The sequence below is a fragment of the Methylomonas rivi genome (genome assembly GCF_024505165.1).
Classification (GTDB): domain Bacteria; phylum Pseudomonadota; class Gammaproteobacteria; order Methylococcales; family Methylomonadaceae; genus Methylomonas; species Methylomonas rivi.
In genome coordinates, this window is sequence record NZ_JANIBK010000061.1 from 1 (window position 1) to 20,202 (window position 20,202).

Sequence of the window (20,202 nt, forward strand, 5' to 3'; positions counted from 1 at the left end):
GCCCACGCCCGAAAGGTGGCGCCGACGCCGCCCGCCAGCAGATTACCGCCCATCGCGGTGAAATTGTCGATATGCATAAGCGTCAGGGTTTGCATGTCGGTCATGATGCCTCCGGCGTGGAGCGGAACAAGAACGGCGAATCCGACAGCCGGGGCTTGCCGGCGGCGGCCCGTCGGCGTAATGCGCTAACTATCCGATTGAGTATGCGCTTAAGTATGCGCGCTGGGCGCAAACAAGGCAACCGGTTTTCTAACGGGGAAAACTGAGTTTTTTGGCCGGCAAAAGACCGCTAAGGATTTGATTTGGAATAACATCCGGAATTGAAATGCCTATTCTAAACATCGATAGTGGTAGGGGAAGCTTGACGGCTTTCCCTACCCCTGTCGATTTGCGGGGCTTACCATTGAGTTAGCTGAAGGAGTTTGCTAATCGGGTAAACCCTTGCAAGCTGCCCATGCGGACATTGCCGCCGGCGATAGATTTTTACTTTGTTCGGACGGACTAAGCGATATGGTAGAAGACAGCCGGATAGCCGCCACGCTGACAGGAGTTTGCAAGGACAATATCGAGCAAAAACCCGACAGTTGATCGATCCGACCAACCGAAACGGTTGGAGCCGATAATATTTCGGTTATTTTGATCTGCCAATAACGCTTTATTCTTGCACAAACTTCAATAACAGTTTTTTGATAATTATGCTGTCGTCGTTGTTTAATTTGGCCTGAGTAGTTAAATCACGGCCGTTCAACTTAATCAAACTCGATTTTCTGGGAAACAGATAATAATTATTGCCGATGCGTGAAATTTCGGCGACCAGTTTTGGCGTAAACCAGCCGCCCAGGCGAATATCGCTAGCCTTGCCGTTGCCGATGGTATAGCTGAGTTTATTCAACAATAACTTATTAATATTGCGTTTTTCGCCATGCACCAACAAATAGCAATTGCTGGTATTGGATACGCCGGTACCGGCCGGATTATTTCCCAGCATGATAGTTCTATCGCTATCGTCGCTTTGATAAATCGGGGCGGCTTGCTCGGACCGGCTACGCTCGCCGGCAAACTTTAAATCGTGTTTGCAAATGCTGATAGTGTCGCCGAATTTTATTTTTTGTTTACCCAGCACTTTAACCCCATTTAAATAGGTGCCGTTCGTGCTGTTTAAATCCTCGATAAACCATTCCTTATCCTGCCGGGTAATAACGGCATGCAGCAAGGAAACGCCTTTGTTATCGATTTGAATGGGGTTATAACCGGCCCGGCCTATACTCGCCGAGTTATTCTCGATTTCAACCGTATTCCTTAGTGCGCTATTAAAATAGATTTCGATAAAACTCATCCCGCTTGCCCACCTCTGTTCGAACCGGTTTTTATCTTATACCTGAACGGCGAGTTGCCAAAGCGAATATTGACCGGTTGGCTTGCATTCGCCTTTAATCCGGCAACAGACTGTAGTTGGCTTGCAGGCTAAACCGGCTGCCCGGTTGCACCTTAATCAGATCGAACGCGACATTCCCCGCTTCGACGCAGATAAACCGCCGGTAATCCGTAGCCGCCAGATCCGGCATTTTCTTGGACGTCTTCGACCAAGGGTTCCACACCACCGCCGTGCTGGTATTCGGCGAGTTGATATGGATTCGGCGCTGCAATACCGGATCGGCAATCACCAGGTTTTTGTAGGCTTCGACGTAAACCCTATCCACTTCCTGGGTGACGCTAACAACGCCCTTCTGGATTTTTTGCGTGCCTTGCTCCAGCTTATCGAAATAATCGCAATCTTCCAGACCCAAAATTTTCACCCGCTTGATATCGCCGACCCGAAAATAACTGTGGAACGCCTGAGTAATGGAAAAGGGCTGGTCGCCGGTATTATAAGTGGTCAGCTGCAATTGCAGACTTGGGCCTATGCTGATGTCCAGCAGCAGCATAAACGGCTGCCGCCAGGTATTTTCCCGTTTAAAGCTTTCCGTAAACCTTAAGCTGACCTTGGTCTCGGTGTCGCCGACCGCCTCCGTTTTAGCCAGCTGCCAAAAGTGATTGCGCACGAAACCGTGATTGGGACGCTGCAAACCTTTCGGGTCCGGCCCGAACCAGGGCCAGCATACCGGAATGCCCCCGCGTATCGCCTTGCCTTCCGCATAGGCCGATTGACTACTGAGAAACAACACATCCTCGGTTTGCGCCACGGGCCGAAACGACAACACCTGCCCGCCGTAAAGCGAGATTAACGCCCTGGCGCTGGCGTTGCCGATTTTAATCATCGGCATGCCGCCCTGGCCTGGAATAATTTCCAATTGCTTGGCTATTCCGAAATCGCTGTTTAACTGCTGAAAATCCATGGACCTAATTTAGTAATAACTGCTAATTTAACTTTGAAATATCACGTAGCCGCTATCTCGGCAACGTGACCGATTACCATAGAGTTAACAGTCGTCTACGATTTAAGTAAAACGACAGTATGGTCATCATGATAAATCCCCCAACTCCTGTTCGATTTGTTCAATACTGGGCAAACTGATTTGCAATTCCGCCGGCAAGGCTTCGACCAGTTGGTACTCGGCCACGCCGATGGGCTTGTTACTGTCGCGCAAAGCGTATTCGGCCACTACTCGGTTTTGCGTCTTGCACAGCAACAGACCGATAGTTGGCTGATCGTGCTCGGATTTGAGTTGCGCATCTACCGCCGTCAGGTAAAAACTCAATTGCCCGGTGTGTTCCGGCTTGAAAACACCGGTCTTGAGCTCCACCACCACATAGCAGCGCAACTTCAGGTGATAAAACAACAAGTCGATGAAGAAATCGTCGCCGCCCACTTCCAGATGATACTGCCGGCCGACGAAAGCAAAGCCGGCGCCAAGTTCGATCAGAAAACGGGTGATGTGCTGAACCAGCGCGTTTTCGATCTCCCGCTCGTCGGCTTCCTGGCCGATGCCGAGGAAATCGAATAAATAGGGATCTTTCAAGGATTCGCGGGCCAAATCCGAATGGGGCTTTGGTAAATTGGCTTCAAAATTGGTGACCGCATTGCCTTCCCGTTCCAACAAACGGGTTTCGATGTGGATGTTCAACACATTGCGCGACCAAGCGTATTCGATAGCCCGCTCGGCGTAGCGCTTACGGTTTTCGGCGTCTTTTAGTTTGCTGAGTAACACCAAGTTGTGGCCCCAGGGTAATCGTCCAACAAGCTGTTGGACAATTTCGACGTCCGGCCAAGCTTCCGCGAAAGCGCGCATGTACATCAAATTGGCGCGCGAAAAGCCTTTCATATCCGGAAACGAGGTGCGCAAATCGTGCGAAAGCCGCTCGATCACCTTGGAGCCCCAGCCTTGTTGCGCTTGCCGCTCCAATATGTCTCGGCCGATTTGCCAATACAGCAGAATCAATTCGCGGTTGACGGATAAGGCCGCGCGTTGCTGGGCGGAATGGATACGGGTTTTGAGTTCGGTTAGCCAGTCGGTGTAGCCGTGAGGTGCGTCAATTAACGATATGGGATCATGTTTAGTATTCACGAAACGGCCTCTAATTCTGATTTCAAAGCCGCTAATCTGTAAGGTTCCAAAATAGCATTAAACAGCACCTGATAAACTTCATAATGAGGTTCAGCCGCTGAAAGTTCCTGCAATTCCGTTTGAAAATAATCTTCTATTTCGTCATGCGTTTGCCGTGCTCGGCCTTTCTCTAGTCTCCGCCGTTCGCGCTCCATTAATTTTCGTCTTTGTTTTAAATGTTCCGCCTTAAATTCGCGTGTCCAGCGCTCGGTTAAATTAAGCAACCTATCCAAATTAGCCGCTTTCGGAGCATCGACGGGCTCAAAAGTGGAGAATGTTATTGACGCTGTATGCCAATCGTAACCTAAAGACACTGAACCATTAGGATGCCTCAAATACGGGTGAAACCAATTTGTAAAACAACACCCCACAGATAGGCGTTGATAAACCTGCATCATGCTGGGATAGGTGGCGAATTGAATACGCGCTCCAGACGTCGCACCGCCTTCGATTCTACTCAAGCTTTCGTTGGGCAAATGGGTTTTAAATTCGGACATGGCTTGACGGGCCAGTTCTCGACGATCCGCCAGAAACAGCACTTTTTGCACACGCTTGGCACGTAGCAGAGTATCGACTAAGGCAATGGTGGTGCGGGTTTTGCCGGTCCCGGTTGCCATCACCAACAAAAATTTGCGTTTGGCGGCATCGATGCCTTCTGTTACCCAGCGAATCGCTTCGTTTTGATAATCGCGGCCGGCAATCTCGGTATTGATAGTCACTTCACTCACCGGCAGGGCATATTGCTTTTGGTGTTTTAGGCGCTCGAGATCGTCTCGGCTGTAAAATCCGGCAATTTTCCTGGGCGGGTAGCGGTCGCGATCCCAAAACTGGATTTCCTTGCCGTTGGTCAGGAAGATAAACGGATCAATGCCGGTTTTGGCTTTGATCGCTTCGGCATAGTCCGCCGCTTGGCGCTTACCGGCCAGTTCGTCGCGCGAAGTGCGCTTGGCTTCTACCACCGCCAGCGGCTTACCGTCCGAGCCAAGCAAGACGTAATCTGCAAATTGGTCTTTTCCGTAGGGCTGATCCGGCGTGGCAACTTGCAACAAAACTTCTTCGAGCAGCATTTTCCGTTGCTTGGACCAGCCGGCTCTGGCGAGCTGGGAATCAATCAGCTCGGTTTGGGTCGACGTCTCGGTCGGCGTTATAGCTGACACGACTTCCCTAATCCTGATCTTTCGGAAAGAATCGGTTAATAGCTAACATGACATTTTCTTTCAACACCAATAGTGTTGCTAAACCAAATTTATCCGCTGAAAATAGCGCTCCAAATCAATCCGTATCGGCATGAAATACACATTCAGGCCGGCCGCGGCGGCCGAGGCGATGACGCTGTTGGCAAACTCGACGTTCCAGTCGTAGTCCGGCCGGAAGCTCTTGGGGAATTTGACCTTGTTCTTGACTTCCCAGTAGTTCATCGACGCCTGGGTAGTGATGGGGCTGATACCGATATAGGTTTCCAATCCCAGCATGTGTTCGGCATAAATTTCGATCAAGCGGTGGTCGTAGAAAGGCTGAGAGAAAAACCCCATGGCGCCGGCATCGGCTTTACGCTGGGTGTAATCGCATTCATCCTGCAGGCCTTGCCTATGCGGGTCGAAGCCGGCGTAAATATTCAAGGCTGGAAAACGCTGGCGCACTACTCGGATCAGATCGACCACGTCGGTGTTGTAATAAGCCCGCTTCAAACCCTCGGGCGGGTCGCCGGATACCAGCAGTACGCTATCCAGTTGATAGTCTTCGATGATGCGAAATAATTCGCTGCCGTCGATTTTGAAATCGATGGCGCGAAAATGCGGAATAAAACGGAATTTACCGCGGTCGATGCGGGTAGCCAGTTCCCAACTGCGGGTTTCGAAGCGCTGGATGTCCGGCACGTTGATGATGTTGATGCCGTCATCCAGCTTTTGTACGAAGGCGTATTGCGTGTCAAACGCTTCCAGACTTCTGGGTACGATTTCAAACGAGATATTCATTTTACAGATTATTCCACCGTCACCGATTTGGCCAGGTTGCGCGGTTGGTCGACATCGGTCCCTTTCAATACCGCCACGTGATAGGACAGCAGCTGTAGCGGTATGGTGTAAATGATCGGCGAAATGATGTTAGCGACACTGGGCATCTTGATGATTTGCACGTTTTCGTCGCCGGCATCCGCCAATGTCTCATCCATAAACACGATCAACTGACCGCCGCGGGCACTGACTTCCTGGATATTGGACCTGAGTTTTTCCAGCAAATTGTTATTGGGCGCCACGGTGACGACCGGCATTTCGGCGTCGATCAGGGCCAACGGGCCGTGTTTCAATTCACCGGCAGGGTACGCTTCGGCGTGAATGTAGGAAATTTCCTTTAACTTCAGCGAACCTTCCATGGCTATCGGATAATGCGTGCCGCGCCCCAAAAACAGGGCGTTCTGTTTATCGGCAAATCGTTGCGACAGCACTTCTATGGTTTCGTCCAGCTTCAACACCTTTTCGATGTTGCCGGGCAAACTAAACAACTCGGAAACGATTTTTTCTTCCATTTCCCGGCTTAATTCAAACCGGCGGCCGACCGCGATCAACAACATCAGCAACGCCACCAATTGGGTGGTAAAGGCCTTGGTGGAGGCGACGCCGATTTCCGGGCCGGCGCGGGTCATCATCACCAGATCGGACTCTCTGACCAATGAACTCTCGGGTACGTTACAGATCACCAGCGAGTGCTTGACGCCCAGTTTTTTGGCTTCCTGCAATGCCGCCAAAGTGTCGGCTGTCTCACCCGATTGGGAAATGGTGACTACCAGTGTATCGGGAGAAATCACCGGGTTGCGGTAGCGGAATTCGCTGGCCACCTCTATCGAACACGGCACCCTGGCGTATTTTTCGAACCAGTAGCGCGCCACCAGGCCGGAGTGATAGCTGGTGCCGCAGGCCAGAATCAGCACGGATTTGATTTGGTCGAACACTTCGGCGGCATTGTGGCCGAAGGCGGTGTCTTGCAGCTTCTTGTTGACGAAGCGGCCTTCCAGGGTTTCCGAAACAGCCCAGGCCTGCTCGTATATCTCCTTCAACATGTAATGGCGGTATTTGCCTTTGTCGACCGAATCCGCTTTTAACTGGCTCTCTATGACCGGCCGCACCACGCGTTTGCCGCATTCGTCCTGAATACTGGCGCCGTTGATGGTCAATTCGGCGATATCGCCGTCTTCCAAAAAAATGAAGCGTTGGGTAACCGGGAGCAGGGCGGCAATATCGGAGGCGATGAAATATTCGCCGATACCGATGCCTATCACCAAGGGGCTGCCTTTGCGGCAGGCGATCAACACATCCGGCTGATCGGCGTGCACCACACCCAACGCATACGCACCCTGCAAGGTGGCGATAGTGCTTTTTACCGCTTCCAGCAAATCGTCATTCGCCTGCAATTCCTGCGCAATTTTATGCACGATGACTTCGGTGTCGGTTTCCGAGGTGAAGACGTAACCGTCCTGTTGCAGCGCGGTGCGCAAGTGATCGTGATTTTCGATGATGCCGTTGTGCACCACCGCCACCTTATCCTTGCTGATATGCGGGTGGGCGTTCCGGGTACTGGGCTTGCCGTGGGTGGCCCAACGGGTATGCGCTATGCCGACATTACCGGCAATCGGATCGGCGGCGAGCAGTGCTTCCAACCCCTTGACCTTGCCCAGTTCTCTTTTTCGGAATATTTCGCCCTGATTGACTACCGCCAGCCCGGCGGAATCGTACCCCCGATACTCCAGCCGTTTCAGGCCTTCAATCAAAATCGGCACTACGTTGCGTTGTGCAATACCGGCGACGATGCCACACATATTATTTCTCCGACTTACAAGGATGTAAGGAGTGCAGAGAACTGTCTGGAACAGTTTCTGCCGACTTACAAGGATGCTGGGTGTGCGGTAGATTGTCCGGAACAATCTCTGCCTGTTTTACCGGCCGCAGCCAGCCTGGAATGCTGAGCTGTTTGACGCGGCTCAGCGTCAATTGGTCTGCCGGCGTGTCTTTGGTAATCGTTGAACCCGCGCCAATGGTAGCATTTTTTCCCACCGTTACCGGCGCCACCAATTGCGTATCCGAGCCAATGAAAGCGCCATCTTCTATGACGGTTTTGAATTTGTTGACACCGTCGTAGTTACAGGTAATGGTGCCGGCACCGACGTTGACCTTGCTGCCGATTTCGCTATCGCCGATATAACTTAAATGGTTGATTTTACTGCCGCTGGCCACCGTGGTTTTTTTGATCTCGACGAAGTTACCAATGTGTACCCGATCGGCCAACTCGGTTTGCGGCCTGAGACGGGCAAACGGCCCGATACGGCTGCCGGCGCCCACCTTGGCGTCTTCTATCACGCAGTTGGCCAGGATTTCCACGCCGTCGGCAATAACGGCGTTTTTGATCAGGCAGTTAGGGCCGATTTTTACGTTTGAGCCTATGCTGTTAACGCCTTCAAATATCACATTGACGTCGATATCAATATCCTGGCCCAAGTCGGCGAACTCGCCCCGCACGTCGATCCGATTCGGGTCGCGTAGCGTAATGCCTTTTTCCATCAGCATTTGAGCCTGTTCGAGTTGATAAACCCTTTCCAGGTGCGCGAGCTGGTTGCGATTATTGACGCCCAATACTTCATCCGCGCTATTGGCCTGGGTGGTTTCTATGCTCAAGCCGTCATCAACCGCCATTTCGATGATGTCGGTCAGATAGTATTCGCTTTGGGCATTGTCGTTGCTCAAGCGGGACAGCCAGTTTTTCAATTGCTTGCCCTTACACGCCAGTATGCCGGTATTGCCTTCGTTGATTTGCAATTCGGCTTCGTTGGCGTCTTTTTGCTCGACAATTTTAATCACGGCATGGTCTTTATCACGCACGATGCGGCCGTAGCCGGTAGGGTCGTCCAAGGTGACGGTTAATAACGCCAACGAGGTTGCGCTGACCTTTTTCAACAACGTTTGTATGGTCCGGATTTTTAATAAAGGCACATCGCCGTATAAAACCAGAACGGTATCGCCGTCTTCGACATGATGAATGGCCTGCTGAACGGCGTGACCGGTACCCAATTGCAGCCGCTGCTCTATCCAGGCCGCCTCGAAATGACTCAGCGCTTGTTTGACCGTTTCGCCGCCGTGGCCGTAAATGATGTATACCTTGTTGTCAGGCAATGCCCGGCTGGTTTCGTAGACATGTTGCAGCAAGGCCTTATCGGCAATTTCATGCAACACTTTCGGACGTGATGAACGCATACGCGTGCCCTGGCCTGCCGCCAGGATGATTGTTTTTATCGACATGCCTTATTCCTTTACCCTCAGGGGCATCAATAAACAAAAAAGCCCGATGACGCGCGCGTTATCGGGCTTATGTATTTACCAGATTAAATTATTACGATCCACGTTTTCTTAATCTTTCCAGCGTTCTCAATTGCATGACTGCCTCGGCCAGTTGCGCCTGGGCCAATGCATAATCGACTTTGCCGGATTTGTCGGTCAACATTTCTTCGGCACGCGCTTTGGCTTGCAAAGCCTGCGCTTCATCAATGTCGTGCGCGCGAATGGCGGTATCGGCCAACACGGTCACTATATGCGGCTGCACTTCCAGCAAACCGCCGGAAACGTAAAACTCCTGGCTTTCCTTATCGCTGATTTTCACCCGCACTTCACCCGGTTTTAACTTGGTGATTAACGGCGCGTGGCGCGGAGCAATACCTACTTCGCCTAGTTCCGCCGGCGCAAACAGCATCTCGGCCAAGCCTGAGTATACTTCTTGCTCGGCGCTGACGATGTCAACGTGTATGGTCATGGCCATATCCTATATCTCCACATCATTAAAGGATTACATGCCTTTGGCTTTTTCGACGGCTTCATCGATGGTGCCGACCATGTAAAACGCCTGTTCCGGCAAACTGTCGTAATCGCCGTTGATGATGCCTTTGAAACCGGCGATGGTTTCCTTCAAAGAAACGTATTTTCCGGGTGAACCGGTAAATACTTCCGCCACGAAGAAAGGCTGCGACAAGAAACGTTGAATTTTACGCGCGCGGGATACGGTCAATTTATCTTCTTCGGATAATTCGTCCATACCCAAAATGGCGATAATATCGCGCAACTCTTTGTAACGTTGCAGGATACCCTGCACCGAACGCGCGGTTTCGTAATGTTCTTGACCGATAACCAACGGATCCAGCTGACGGCTGGTGGAATCCAAAGGATCGATAGCAGGGTAAATACCCAACTCGGCGATTTGACGGGACAATACCACGGTGGCGTCCAAATGCGCGAAAGTCGTCGCGGGCGACGGGTCGGTCAAGTCGTCCGCCGGTACGTATACCGCTTGGATAGAGGTAATTGAACCGGTTTTGGTCGAGGTAATGCGTTCTTGCAGAACACCCATTTCCTCGGCCAGAGTAGGTTGGTAACCTACCGCGGACGGCATACGGCCCAACAGCGCGGACACTTCGGTACCGGCCAGCGTGTAACGGTAAATGTTGTCGACGAAAAACAATACGTCGCGGCCTTCATCGCGGAAAAATTCCGCCATGGTCAAACCGGTCAAGGCTACGCGCAAGCGGTTGCCGGGTGGTTCGTTCATTTGCCCGTAAACCAGCGATACCTTGTCGATAACGTTGGAATCGGTCATCTCGTGGTAAAAGTCGTTACCTTCACGGGTACGCTCACCTACACCTGCAAATACCGAGTAGCCGCTGTGCTCGATCGCAATGTTACGGATCAGCTCCATCATGTTGACGGTTTTACCTACGCCGGCGCCGCCGAACAGGCCGACTTTACCGCCTTTGGCAAACGGACAAACCAAATCGATAACTTTAATGCCTGTTTCCAGCAATTCGTTAGCGGGTGCTTGTTCATCGTAAGCAGGGGCATCGCGGTGGATAACCCATTTTTCTTCTTCGCCTATCGGACCTTTTTCGTCGATGGCTTCACCCAACACATTCATGATACGGCCCAAAGTAGCTTTACCCACTGGCACTTTGATCGCGTCACCGGTATTGCTAACTTCTATACCTCGGCTCAAGCCGTCGGTCGAGCCCATCGCAATGGTACGAACCACACCGTCACCCAGTTGCTGTTGAACTTCCAATACCAATCCGCCCTTTACATTCAGCGCATCGTATACTTTTGGCAGGCTCTCGCGTGGAAACTCCACGTCTACCACCGCGCCAATAATCTGAACGATTTTACCCAAACTCATTGTGTCGTCCTCTATAAAAATCTATCTAAACTTGTGAAATGCGTTAAACAGCAGCGGCGCCGGCAACAATTTCCGAAATTTCCTGCGTGATTGCCGCTTGTCTGGCTTTGTTGTACACAAGTTGCAATTCTTTGATGATGTTTCCGGCGTTATCGGAAGCACTCTTCATTGCAACCATGCGGGCGGCCTGTTCGCAGGCATTGTTTTCGACCAGCCCTTGATAAACGATGGACTCGACATAGCGCTGCAGCAAATGGTCCAGAACTTCCTTGGCACCGGGTTCGTACAAATAATCCCAGTGTCCGCTCAGGTCGTCTTCCAAATCCCCAGCGACCACCGGCAATAATTGCGTCATGACCGGTTTCTGGGTCATGGTGTTTACAAACTCATTATTGATGACGTGCAGTTGGTCTATGGTGCCGTTTTCGTAACCATCCAACATGATTTTGATCACGCCGATAATATCCATTTGATGCGGGGTATCGCCCAATTTCGCTACCTGACCGATTACATTCGCATTGATATTGCTAAAGAAATTAGCTGCCTTGCCACCAACGGTACAAATATCGATTTCAATATTGCGACTGTTCCATTGTTGCATCTCATTCAAAATAGTTCTGAATAGATTGGCATTCAAACCGCCACACAATCCTCTGTCCGAGCTAACGACAATAACGCCGACCCGTTTTACCTCGCGCTCGATCATGTACGGATGTTTGTACTCCGGATTGGCGTGAGACAGATGATTGATGATCTGGCTAATTTTTTTGGAATAGGGCCGGGTTGCCTGCATGCGGTCTTTAGTTTTACGCATTTTACTCGCGGCCACCATTTCCATGGCGCGGGTGATCTTTTGAGTATTCTTGATACTTGCGATCTTGGTACGTATTTCTTTGCCAACAGCCATGGACTATCCTTTACCAGCTACTTGTTTTAATGAAACGTTCAATGGCACTGTGCACGCCATTTTTGATTTCATCGCTAAAGTCGCCTGTTTGGTTGATTTTCGCCATCAAATCCGACTCTTCCGCTTTCATGAATGACAGCAGTGCGGACTCGAAATCCCGAACTTTTTTAACTTCCAGGCTATCCAGGAAGCCGGCGTTGGCCGCATACAACGAAACGCCCATATCAGCAACCGACATCGGCGCATACTGGTTTTGTTTCATCAATTCGGTCACGCGTTGGCCACGTTCAATCTGCTTACGTGTGCTTTCATCCAAATCGGAAGCAAACTGAGCAAAAGCCGCCAATTCGCGGAACTGAGCCAAGTCCAGACGAATACCGCCACCCAGTTTCTTGATGATCTTGGTTTGCGCCGCGCCACCCACCCGGGATACCGACAGACCGGCGTTGACCGCTGGACGGATACCGGAGTTGAACAAACCGGTTTCCAGGAATATCTGGCCGTCGGTGATCGAAATCACGTTGGTCGGTACGAACGCCGAAACGTCGCCACCTTGGGTTTCGATAATAGGCAATGCAGTCAGTGAACCGGTTTTGCCTTTGACTTTGCCGTCGGTCAGTTTTTCAACTTCGACTGCGTTAATACGGGCCGCGCGCTCCAACAAACGGGAATGGATGTAGAACACGTCCCCTGGGTACGCTTCACGACCTGGCGGACGACGCAACAACAGCGAGATTTGACGATAAGCCCAGGCTTGTTTGGTCAAGTCGTCGTAAATGATCAGCGCGTCTTCGCCTTTATCACGGAAGTATTCGCCCATGGAGCAACCGGTGTACGGTGCGATAAATTGCAACGCAGCGGATTCGGATGCGGAGGCTACCACCACGATGGTGTGTTCCATGGCGCCATGCTCTTCCAGTTTGCGTACTACGTTAGCAATGGAGGAACGTTTTTGGCCGATGGCGACATAAATACATTTAATGCCGGTGCCTTTTTGATTGATGATCGCATCGACGGCAATCGCGGTTTTACCGGTTTGACGGTCGCCGATGATCAGCTCGCGTTGGCCGCGGCCGACAGGGATCATGGAGTCGATAGCTTTCAAACCGATTTGCACGGGTTGGTCAACCGACTGTCTGGCGATAACGCCCGGTGCGATTTTTTCTATTGGTGATGACAGATTCGAATCGATTGCGCCCTTGCCATCGATTGGATTACCCAGCGCATCCACTACCCGGCCCAACAATGCTTCACCGACCGGCACTTCCAAAATTCTGCCGGTGCATTTTACGGTATCGCCTTCGGTGATATGTTGGTAAGCACCCAACATAACCACACCCACGGAATCTCTTTCCAGGTTTAAGGCCATGCCATAGGAGCCGCCGGGAAATTCCAGCATTTCGCCCTGCATTGCGTCCGACAAACCGTGTACGCGAACGATACCGTCAGTCACACTGACCACGGTTCCTTCCGAGTGCGCCTCAATTTGGGCGTCGAAATTTTCGATCTTCTTTTTGATCAGATCACTTATTTCAGATGGATTTAATTGCATTTTATTTTCCCGATCTGGCTCTTAGAGCCTTTTGGCTAATTGATGAAGCTGGCCACTGACAGAACCGTCAATTACTTTGTCGCCCGCCTTGGCAAGGATGCCGCCAATCAATGATTTATCGATTGACACCACGGCATTGACTTTTCTCTTGAGCTGCTTTTCCAGCATGGCGACATATTTGCTCTGCTCAGCTTTGGTTAACGCATAGGCACTGTAAAGATCGACATTAACGTAGCCTTCGTCTTGAGCTTTATATTCTTCATACAAAGCCGAAACAGTTGGCAGCAATTTCAATTTACCGTTTTGAATTAACAGTTTAAGTAAATTAATGACCTCGGCATCGACTTGATCCTGGCAAATATCCAGCAGCAACTGCTGAATTTTTTCTTTGCTGACTCTGGGGTTATTGACGATTTTCGCCATCTCCGCATCTTGCATAGTCAACGCCAAAAATTGCAGCGATTCCGCCCACTTACCGGCGTTGCCGGTCTCTTTTGCCCGCTTGAACGCAGCTTCGGCATAGGGTCTTGCTAATGTCGCTAATTCAGTCATTGCTTACCCTAATTGTTCCGCGGTTCTGTTAAGAAGATCCTGATGCTTGGCTTTATCGATTTCTTCTTTCAAAATCTGTTCGGCAGCACGTAAGGCCAAGGCGGATACTTCCTTGCGTAAACTTTCCCTGGCTTGCAACATTTCCTGCTCGATTTGAGCCTTGGCTGCTTCCAGTAAACGTTCGCCTTCTTTTTGGGCCTGCAGTTTGGATTCCTCGACCAGCTCGTTGGCACGTTTTTGAGCCAAACCGATGATTTCAGCCGACTGTTCCTTGGCTTCCTTAAGAACGGTTTTGGCTTTCTTCTCAGCCAGTTTGATTTCTTCCTGACCTTTTTCGGCCGCGGCCAATCCTTCCGCTATCTTTACTTTACGCTCTTCAAGCGCGGCAATGATCGGCGGCCAGATATACTTCATGGTTAACCAAACCAGAAGCGAAAACGTGATCATCTGCCCGATCAGAGTAGCATTGATACTCATTGATGGTTTCCTCGTTATGCTGTTGTCATTTGTATCTGTTTTCCGACTGCTATGTTTAAGAGATAGCGGCCGCTATTAAAGACAGGCGTCTTTACTGAACAGATCAATTTTTTTATCAACCTGCAGCAGATTGAACAGCTGAAAGGAATGGGTTTGCGAAGGTGAAGAATAATGCCATACCAACGCCGATCATGGATACCGCGTCAAGCAGACCGGCCACGATAAACATTTTAACCTGCAACATTGGAACTAATTCGGGCTGACGCGCGGCGCCTTCCAGGAATTTACCGCCCAATAAGCCAAAACCGATCGCGGTACCGATAGCACCCAGGCCCAAAATAATACCAACTGCAATGACGGTGAAGCCTTGTACGTTGGCTACTAATGATGCGAGTTCCATAGTGTCTCCTAAATGTATATCAAATAATAATAAAAAAAATACGTTGAGCTTTAGTGATCTTCATGCGCCAAACTCAGATAAACAATGGTCAAAACCATGAATATAAAAGCCTGCAATGTGATAACTAAAATGTGAAAGATTGCCCACGGGAAGCCCAACAAAGGCTGCACAACCGGCGGCAATAACGCAATCAAGATAAATACCAGCTCACCGGCATACAGGTTGCCGAATAACCGCAACGCCAGCGAGATAGGTTTGGCGAGTTCTTCAACCACCTTCAACATCAGGTTGAAAGGCATCAGCCAAGGCCCAAAAGGCGTGCAAGTCATTTCCTTGATAAACCCGAAAATACCCTTGACTTTGATGCTGTAAAAGAAAATCAGGAAGAAAACGCTTAATGATAGAGCGAAGGTACCGTTCAAATCGGTACTCGGCACAACCCGCATGTATTCCATGCCCATCAAGCTACCGATCATGGGCAATAAATCCACCGGCAGCATGTCCATGGCATTCCACAGGAAAACCCAGCAGAATATTGTCAATGCCAACGGGGCGATCAATTCGCTACGTCCATGAAACGTGTCCTTGACCTGCGTATCGACAAATTCGACTATCATTTCGGCAAAATTCTGGGCCAACCCCGGCACGCCGGACGTAGCTCTTTCCGCAACGGATTTAAAAAACCAGATAAACAACCCGCCCAATACCGCAGAAAAAAACAGGGTATCCAGATGCAATGTCCAAAATCCCTCACCCACCGATAATGGTGTCAAGTGATGGACAATATAACCTGTAGCGCCACCTTCACTAGCCATTTTGCCTCGCAATAAAAACTAATCGCGCCAAAAAAATAGCGCGAACCAAAAAACCGATAACACTGCTGCGTAACCTGCCAGCAGCGTGAAAAAATCAACAGACGGGATCTGCAACACAATCGAAAATAGCGCGGCGGTCAGAATGAGTTTAACCGCTTCGCCGGTGTAAAACGCATTCAGGATGCCTTGCGGCTCTCTATGTCTGGCAAGATAAATCTTGAATGCGAAATACCCATTGGGGAGCAGCGCAACTCCGCAGCCGAGAACAGGCGATAACGCATATTTCCAACCGCCCATCATAAAAAAGCCCGACGCCACCAAAGCGGCCATCAGGACTTGCGCATACAATATTCTTCCGACAGTAGAAAATTGATTTTCGACTGCCATTTTAAACCCCTCGACTGTTAAGCGTTGCGATTATATCCAGCCCACAAACTTAAAGCAAGGCAGCGGGCTTTAAGCTGATTTTAAGTTAAACCGTTTCGGTCGCTTTCGACTCATATCAACCCGCTAAATTTTGGTTTGCCGCATTTTTCCGGCGTCGCGGCCAAATCCAACTTCCGTTTTATTAAGACAAATTGCATGCCAGCCTTCAAGCAATTGAATTGATTAATCTTATTACCCATGACCCATGTCATAAACCAGACAACCCCGCAACAACCCTGCATATTATGTTGTTTTTACCTCAAAGAACCCGGTCTCAATTTATTTTCCTAATAATGCCTTCCAGCTCCTCCAAACTGGTATAGCTGAATATCAACTTGCCTTTGCCGCTATCCTGGTGATTGATTTCAACTTTTGCCCCGGTCTTTTCGCTCAATTCGCGCTGCAGGCGTAAAGTGTCCGGATCGGCTTTTTTTACCGGCGCGGGCTTGACTTCGTTCTGTTCGCGGACCAGTTTTTCGACAGCCCGCACCGTCAGCCCTTGCTTGACGGTTTTATGGGCAATCTCGATTTGTTTGGCTTCTTCCAAGCCCAACAGAGCACGCGCATGTCCCATTTCCAGCAAACCTTTTGCGAGCATGTTTTTCACTTCAAACGCCAATTCCAACAGCCTGAGCAAATTGGTAACCGTGGTACGCGACTTACCTACCGCCGCGGCGATTTGTTGATGCGTCAGTTCGAATTCGTCCTGCAGGCGGTGCAAGGCTTCGGCTTCTTCCAGCGCATTCAAATCCTCCCGCTGGATATTCTCGATCAAGGCAATCGCCATGACCGTGCGATCGTCAATATCCTTGACCAGCACCGGCACTTCTTTCAATTCGGCCAGTTGCGCCGCCCGCCAACGTCGTTCGCCGGCTATGATTTCGTATTTGTCGGCGGCGATTTTGCGCACGATAATCGGCTGAATAATGCCCTGGGCGGCGATAGAATCCGACAATTCCTTCAGCTTTTCCGGATCCATGTCCTTGCGCGGCTGGTATTTGCCCCTTTGCATGAATTCGATCGGCAAGCTATGCACATTATGGGATTTTTCCGGCGCCGGCGCGGCGGCCACATCGCCCAACAATTCGCTTAAGCCGCGCCCTAAACCGCGTTTTTTTTGCATCATTTTTTCGCCGCTTTGTCTTTTCTGATCATCTCGCCGGCCAGTGCGATATAGGCAACCGCGCCGCGCGAGGCTTTGTCATACGCCAAAACCGGCACGCCATGGCTGGGCGCTTCGGCCAAGCGGATATTTCTGGGAATGGTGGTCCTGAAGACTTTATCGCCAAAATATTCGATCAACTGATCCGATACATCCTTACCCAGCCGGCTGCGGTTATCGACCATGGTTCTCAAAATGCCTTCCAACACCAGACCCGGATTGACGGTGTCGCGGATGTTGCGCAGGGTCGACATCAGCGACGACAAGCCTTCCAGCGAGTAATATTCGCATTGCATCGGTATCAAAACGCTGTTGGCCGCCACCATGGCGTTCAGGGTCAGCATATTCAGCGACGGCGGACAATCGATCAAGATGTAATCGTAATTCTCTTTAATAGGCAGCAGAGCGTCGGCCAACCGCCGCTCGCGATGCTGTGCCGTCATCAATTGCACCTCGGCGGCCGTCAGGTCGGCGTTGCCGGGAATCAGATCGAAACCCAGCACCTTATTTTTGACGATAATTTCCGAAACCGGCACTTCTTCCAACAACAGCTCGCAGCTGGAATATTCGATTTCATCCTTGTTGACGCCGCAGCCCATGGCCGCATTGCCTTGCGGATCCAAATCCACCAACAACACCTTGCGCTTGGTAGCCGCGAAGGCCGCCGCCAGATTAACGCTGGTGGTGGTTTTACCCACGCCACCCTTTTGATTGGTTATCGCGATAATCTTAGCCATGCTTGCCTTTCTCCATACATATCAGACAACGCTCGGCATCAATGCCGGGCACCGCCAAGGGAACCACAGTGTAATCCAGACTTATTTCCGCCAATTCCTGTTCGGGAATTTGGCCCTTCATCGCCAGCAACAAGCCGTCATCGGCCAATAAATGTCCGGTCAGCTTGACTATGTCGGCCATGCCGGCAAAAGCGCGGCAAATTACGGTAGAAAACAATTGTTGCGGCTTGATTAATTCCACCCGACTATGCGCCACTTCCACGTTTTTCAACCGCAACTCCAACACCGCCTGTTGTACGAAGCGGGTTTTCTTGGAATTGGAATCGACCAAGGTGAAATGGCAATCCGGCAGGCAAATCGCCAACGGGATGCCGGGCAAACCGGCACCGGTGCCGATATCGGCAATCCTAGGCGCTTTCAGATGCGGCAAAATGGCCAGACTGTCCAGCAAATGCAGACTGACCATCTCCAGCGGATCGCGCACGGCAGTCAGATTATAGGCTTTGTTCCATTTCGCTATCAGTTTGATGAAACCTAACAGCGCTTCCCGCCGACTCTCGTCAACCGGCAAACCCAAAGCCGCCAAACCTTGCAGCAGTTTTTCACGGCAGTCTTCCATCAAGCGCTTTTCTTTTTCAGATGCACCAACAACAGCGAAATCGCCGCCGGCGTGATACCAGGTATCCGCGAAGCCTGCCCCAGGGTTTCCGGGCGCTGCCGCTTCAATTTCTCGCTGACTTCATTGGATAAACCAGATACCAGACTGTAATCGACGTTGTCCGGCAGCTTCAGATGTTCGTAGCGCTGGGTACGGTTGATTTCGGTTTGTTGCCTGTCGATGTAGCCGGCGTACTTGGCCTGGATCGCCACCTGTTCGGCCACTTGCTCATCGACTTCGGCCTCGTCGCTAAATTGCAGCAGATTGTCGACATCCACTTCCGGCCGCCGCAGCATGTCCATCAAACTGGCTTCCTTCAGCAGTTTTTTGCCCCACAATTGCTCGGCCAACGCCGCTTCGTCCGATTCCGCCCTGATCCATTTCTTGGCCAGTTTGCCTTGTAGATTAGCGATGGCTTCGCGTTTTTCTTCGAACCGCCGCCAACGCGCATCATCCACCAAACCCAAGTCGCGGCCTTGCTCGGTCAAGCGCAAATCGGCATTGTCTTCCCGCAACTGCAAGCGGTACTCGGCGCGGCTGGTAAACATCCGGTACGGCTCGGAAGTACCGCGCGTGATCAAGTCGTCTATCATCACACCAATGTATGCTTCCTCCCTGCCGGGGCACCAGCTTTCCAAGCCTTGGGCCAAACGCGCCGCATTCAAACCGGCAATCAGACCTTGCGCGGCCGCTTCCTCGTAACCGGTAGTGCCGTTGATCTGGCCGGCAAAGAACAGGCCGTTCATGTGCTTGGTCTCCAGCGACGTTTTCAGATCGCGCGGATCGAAAAAGTCGTATTCGATCGCATAACCGGGACGCACAATCTCCGCGTTCTCGAAACCCGGCATGGTACGAATAAAGCGGTATTGAATATCGAAGGGCAAACTGGTCGAGATGCCGTTCGGGTAGACTTCGTTGGTAGTCAAACCTTCCGGCTCGACGAAAATCTGGTGCGAGTCGCGGTCGGCGAAGCGCACCACCTTGTCCTCAATGGACGGGCAATAGCGCGGGCCGACGCCTTCGATGATGCCGGAATACATCGGCGACCGGTCCAGACCGGAGCGAATGATGTCGTGAGTTTCGGCATTGGTGCGGGTGATGTGGCAGCAGATTTGGCGCGGATGCTGCTCGCGCTTACCCATGAACGAAAACACCGGCAGCGGCGTGTCGCCATGTTGTTCCTGCAATTTGCCGTAATCGATGCTGCGGCCGTCGATCCGGGGTGGAGTACCGGTTTTCAGGCGGCCGACACGAAACGGCAACTCGCGCAAGCGTTCGGCCAGCGCAATCGACGCCGCGTCGCCCGCCCGGCCGCCGCTGTAATTTTCCAGACCGATATGAATCCGTCCGGCCAAAAAGGTACCGGCGGTCAACACAACGGCTTTGGCATTAAATTCCAGCCCCATTTGGGTTTTGACGCCGGCAACCCGGTCACCTTGCACAATCAGATCGGATACGGTTTGCTGAAACAAAGCCAGATTGGGCTGATTTTCCAGCGCCGTCCGCACGGCTTGTTTGTACAACATCCGGTCGGCCTGCGCCCGCGTCGCCCGTACCGCCGGGCCCTTGCTGGCGTTTAGAATCCGGAACTGAATGCCGCCTTTATCGATGGCCCGTGCCATGATGCCGCCTAGCGCGTCGACTTCCTTGACCAAGTGTCCCTTGCCGATACCGCCGATGGCCGGGTTGCAGCTCATTTGCCCCAAGGTTTCGATATTTTGCGACAACAACAAGGTTTGCGCGCCCGTCCGCGCCGCCGCCAAGGCCG

The 20,202-nt window shown here is 51.4% G+C and carries 21 protein-coding genes; 1 reads left to right on the plus strand and 20 read right to left on the minus strand.

Annotated elements, in window-relative coordinates; genetic code table 11:
- The first annotated feature begins 441 nt into the window (after window positions 1-441).
- On the plus strand, window positions 442-588 hold the full coding sequence (locus NP596_RS12150) for a hypothetical protein (RefSeq protein ID WP_256615631.1): 147 nt from the start codon (window positions 442-444) through the stop codon (window positions 586-588).
- Between the two features lie 67 nt (window positions 589-655).
- Here NP596_RS12150 and NP596_RS12155 read toward each other — a convergent pair whose 3' ends face one another.
- The 20 genes from NP596_RS12155 to mnmG form a co-directional block, all read right to left on the minus strand.
- Window positions 656-1,336, minus strand: a complete 681-nt coding sequence (locus NP596_RS12155) for an FHA domain-containing protein (protein WP_256615632.1) — start codon at window positions 1,334-1,336, stop codon at window positions 656-658.
- 94 nt (window positions 1,337-1,430) lie between these two features.
- On the minus strand, window positions 1,431-2,336 hold the full coding sequence (locus NP596_RS12160; RefSeq protein WP_256615633.1) for a D-hexose-6-phosphate mutarotase: 906 nt from the start codon (window positions 2,334-2,336) through the stop codon (window positions 1,431-1,433).
- A 126-nt stretch (window positions 2,337-2,462) separates the two neighbouring features.
- Window positions 2,463-3,506 carry a PDDEXK nuclease domain-containing protein gene (locus tag NP596_RS22055; RefSeq protein WP_256615634.1) on the minus strand — a complete coding sequence of 348 codons (1,044 nt, stop codon included), beginning with the start codon at window positions 3,504-3,506 and terminating at the stop codon, window positions 2,463-2,465.
- Window positions 3,503-4,702, minus strand: a complete 1,200-nt coding sequence (locus NP596_RS12170) for a DEAD/DEAH box helicase family protein (protein ID WP_256615635.1) — start codon at window positions 4,700-4,702, stop codon at window positions 3,503-3,505. The genes NP596_RS22055 and NP596_RS12170 overlap by 4 nt, the downstream gene beginning before the upstream one ends.
- A 78-nt stretch (window positions 4,703-4,780) precedes the next feature.
- Window positions 4,781-5,521 (minus strand): methylenetetrahydrofolate reductase, encoded by a 741-nt coding sequence (locus NP596_RS12175; RefSeq protein ID WP_256615636.1) that lies wholly within the window; start codon window positions 5,519-5,521, stop codon window positions 4,781-4,783.
- A gap of 8 nt (window positions 5,522-5,529) precedes the next feature.
- Window positions 5,530-7,359, minus strand: coding sequence for a glutamine--fructose-6-phosphate transaminase (isomerizing) (glmS, locus tag NP596_RS12180; RefSeq protein WP_256615637.1), 1,830 nt, complete (start codon window positions 7,357-7,359; stop codon window positions 5,530-5,532).
- A 1-nt stretch (window position 7,360) separates the two neighbouring features.
- Complete coding sequence (gene glmU, locus NP596_RS12185; protein WP_256615638.1) at window positions 7,361-8,833, minus strand: bifunctional UDP-N-acetylglucosamine diphosphorylase/glucosamine-1-phosphate N-acetyltransferase GlmU; 1,473 nt, start codon at window positions 8,831-8,833, stop codon at window positions 7,361-7,363.
- A 91-nt stretch (window positions 8,834-8,924) separates the two neighbouring features.
- Window positions 8,925-9,347: a F0F1 ATP synthase subunit epsilon gene (locus tag NP596_RS12190; RefSeq protein ID WP_013821057.1), complete on the minus strand. Its 423-nt coding sequence runs from the start codon at window positions 9,345-9,347 to the stop codon at window positions 8,925-8,927.
- Between the two features lie 27 nt (window positions 9,348-9,374).
- Window positions 9,375-10,748 carry a F0F1 ATP synthase subunit beta gene (gene atpD, locus NP596_RS12195; RefSeq protein WP_256615639.1) on the minus strand — a complete coding sequence of 458 codons (1,374 nt, stop codon included), beginning with the start codon at window positions 10,746-10,748 and terminating at the stop codon, window positions 9,375-9,377.
- A 43-nt stretch (window positions 10,749-10,791) separates the two neighbouring features.
- Window positions 10,792-11,655: a F0F1 ATP synthase subunit gamma gene (gene atpG / locus NP596_RS12200; protein ID WP_256615640.1), complete on the minus strand. Its 864-nt coding sequence runs from the start codon at window positions 11,653-11,655 to the stop codon at window positions 10,792-10,794.
- A 10-nt stretch (window positions 11,656-11,665) separates the two neighbouring features.
- Window positions 11,666-13,207: a F0F1 ATP synthase subunit alpha gene (gene atpA / locus NP596_RS12205; RefSeq protein ID WP_256615641.1), complete on the minus strand. Its 1,542-nt coding sequence runs from the start codon at window positions 13,205-13,207 to the stop codon at window positions 11,666-11,668.
- Window positions 13,208-13,228: 21 nt separating this feature from the next.
- On the minus strand, window positions 13,229-13,759 hold the full coding sequence (locus NP596_RS12210) for a F0F1 ATP synthase subunit delta (RefSeq protein ID WP_256615642.1): 531 nt from the start codon (window positions 13,757-13,759) through the stop codon (window positions 13,229-13,231).
- A 3-nt stretch (window positions 13,760-13,762) separates the two neighbouring features.
- Window positions 13,763-14,236: a F0F1 ATP synthase subunit B gene (locus tag NP596_RS12215; RefSeq protein ID WP_256615643.1), complete on the minus strand. Its 474-nt coding sequence runs from the start codon at window positions 14,234-14,236 to the stop codon at window positions 13,763-13,765.
- A 115-nt stretch (window positions 14,237-14,351) separates the two neighbouring features.
- Entirely contained in the window at window positions 14,352-14,636 is a 285-nt protein-coding gene (gene atpE / locus NP596_RS12220; RefSeq protein ID WP_013821063.1) for a F0F1 ATP synthase subunit C, read from the minus strand.
- A gap of 50 nt (window positions 14,637-14,686) precedes the next feature.
- Window positions 14,687-15,451 (minus strand): F0F1 ATP synthase subunit A, encoded by a 765-nt coding sequence (gene atpB / locus NP596_RS12225; RefSeq protein WP_256615644.1) that lies wholly within the window; start codon window positions 15,449-15,451, stop codon window positions 14,687-14,689.
- Window positions 15,452-15,469: 18 nt separating this feature from the next.
- Entirely contained in the window at window positions 15,470-15,838 is a 369-nt protein-coding gene (locus NP596_RS12230; protein WP_256615645.1) for an ATP synthase subunit I, read from the minus strand.
- A 313-nt stretch (window positions 15,839-16,151) separates the two neighbouring features.
- The gene (locus tag NP596_RS12235; protein ID WP_256615646.1) at window positions 16,152-17,003 is read right to left on the minus strand and encodes a ParB/RepB/Spo0J family partition protein; all 852 of its coding nucleotides are present in this window, start codon (window positions 17,001-17,003) and stop codon (window positions 16,152-16,154) included.
- Entirely contained in the window at window positions 17,000-17,776 is a 777-nt protein-coding gene (locus NP596_RS12240; RefSeq protein ID WP_256615647.1) for a ParA family protein, read from the minus strand. The genes NP596_RS12235 and NP596_RS12240 overlap by 4 nt, the downstream gene beginning before the upstream one ends.
- A complete protein-coding gene (gene rsmG, locus NP596_RS12245) occupies window positions 17,769-18,395 on the minus strand; it encodes a 16S rRNA (guanine(527)-N(7))-methyltransferase RsmG (RefSeq protein ID WP_256615648.1) in 627 nt (208 codons plus the stop codon). Before rsmG ends, NP596_RS12240 begins: the two co-directional genes overlap by 8 nt.
- On the minus strand, window positions 18,395-20,202 hold a 1,808-nt coding region (mnmG, locus tag NP596_RS12250), incomplete at its 5' end, for a tRNA uridine-5-carboxymethylaminomethyl(34) synthesis enzyme MnmG (RefSeq protein WP_256615649.1). The genes mnmG and rsmG, both read right to left, overlap by 1 nt.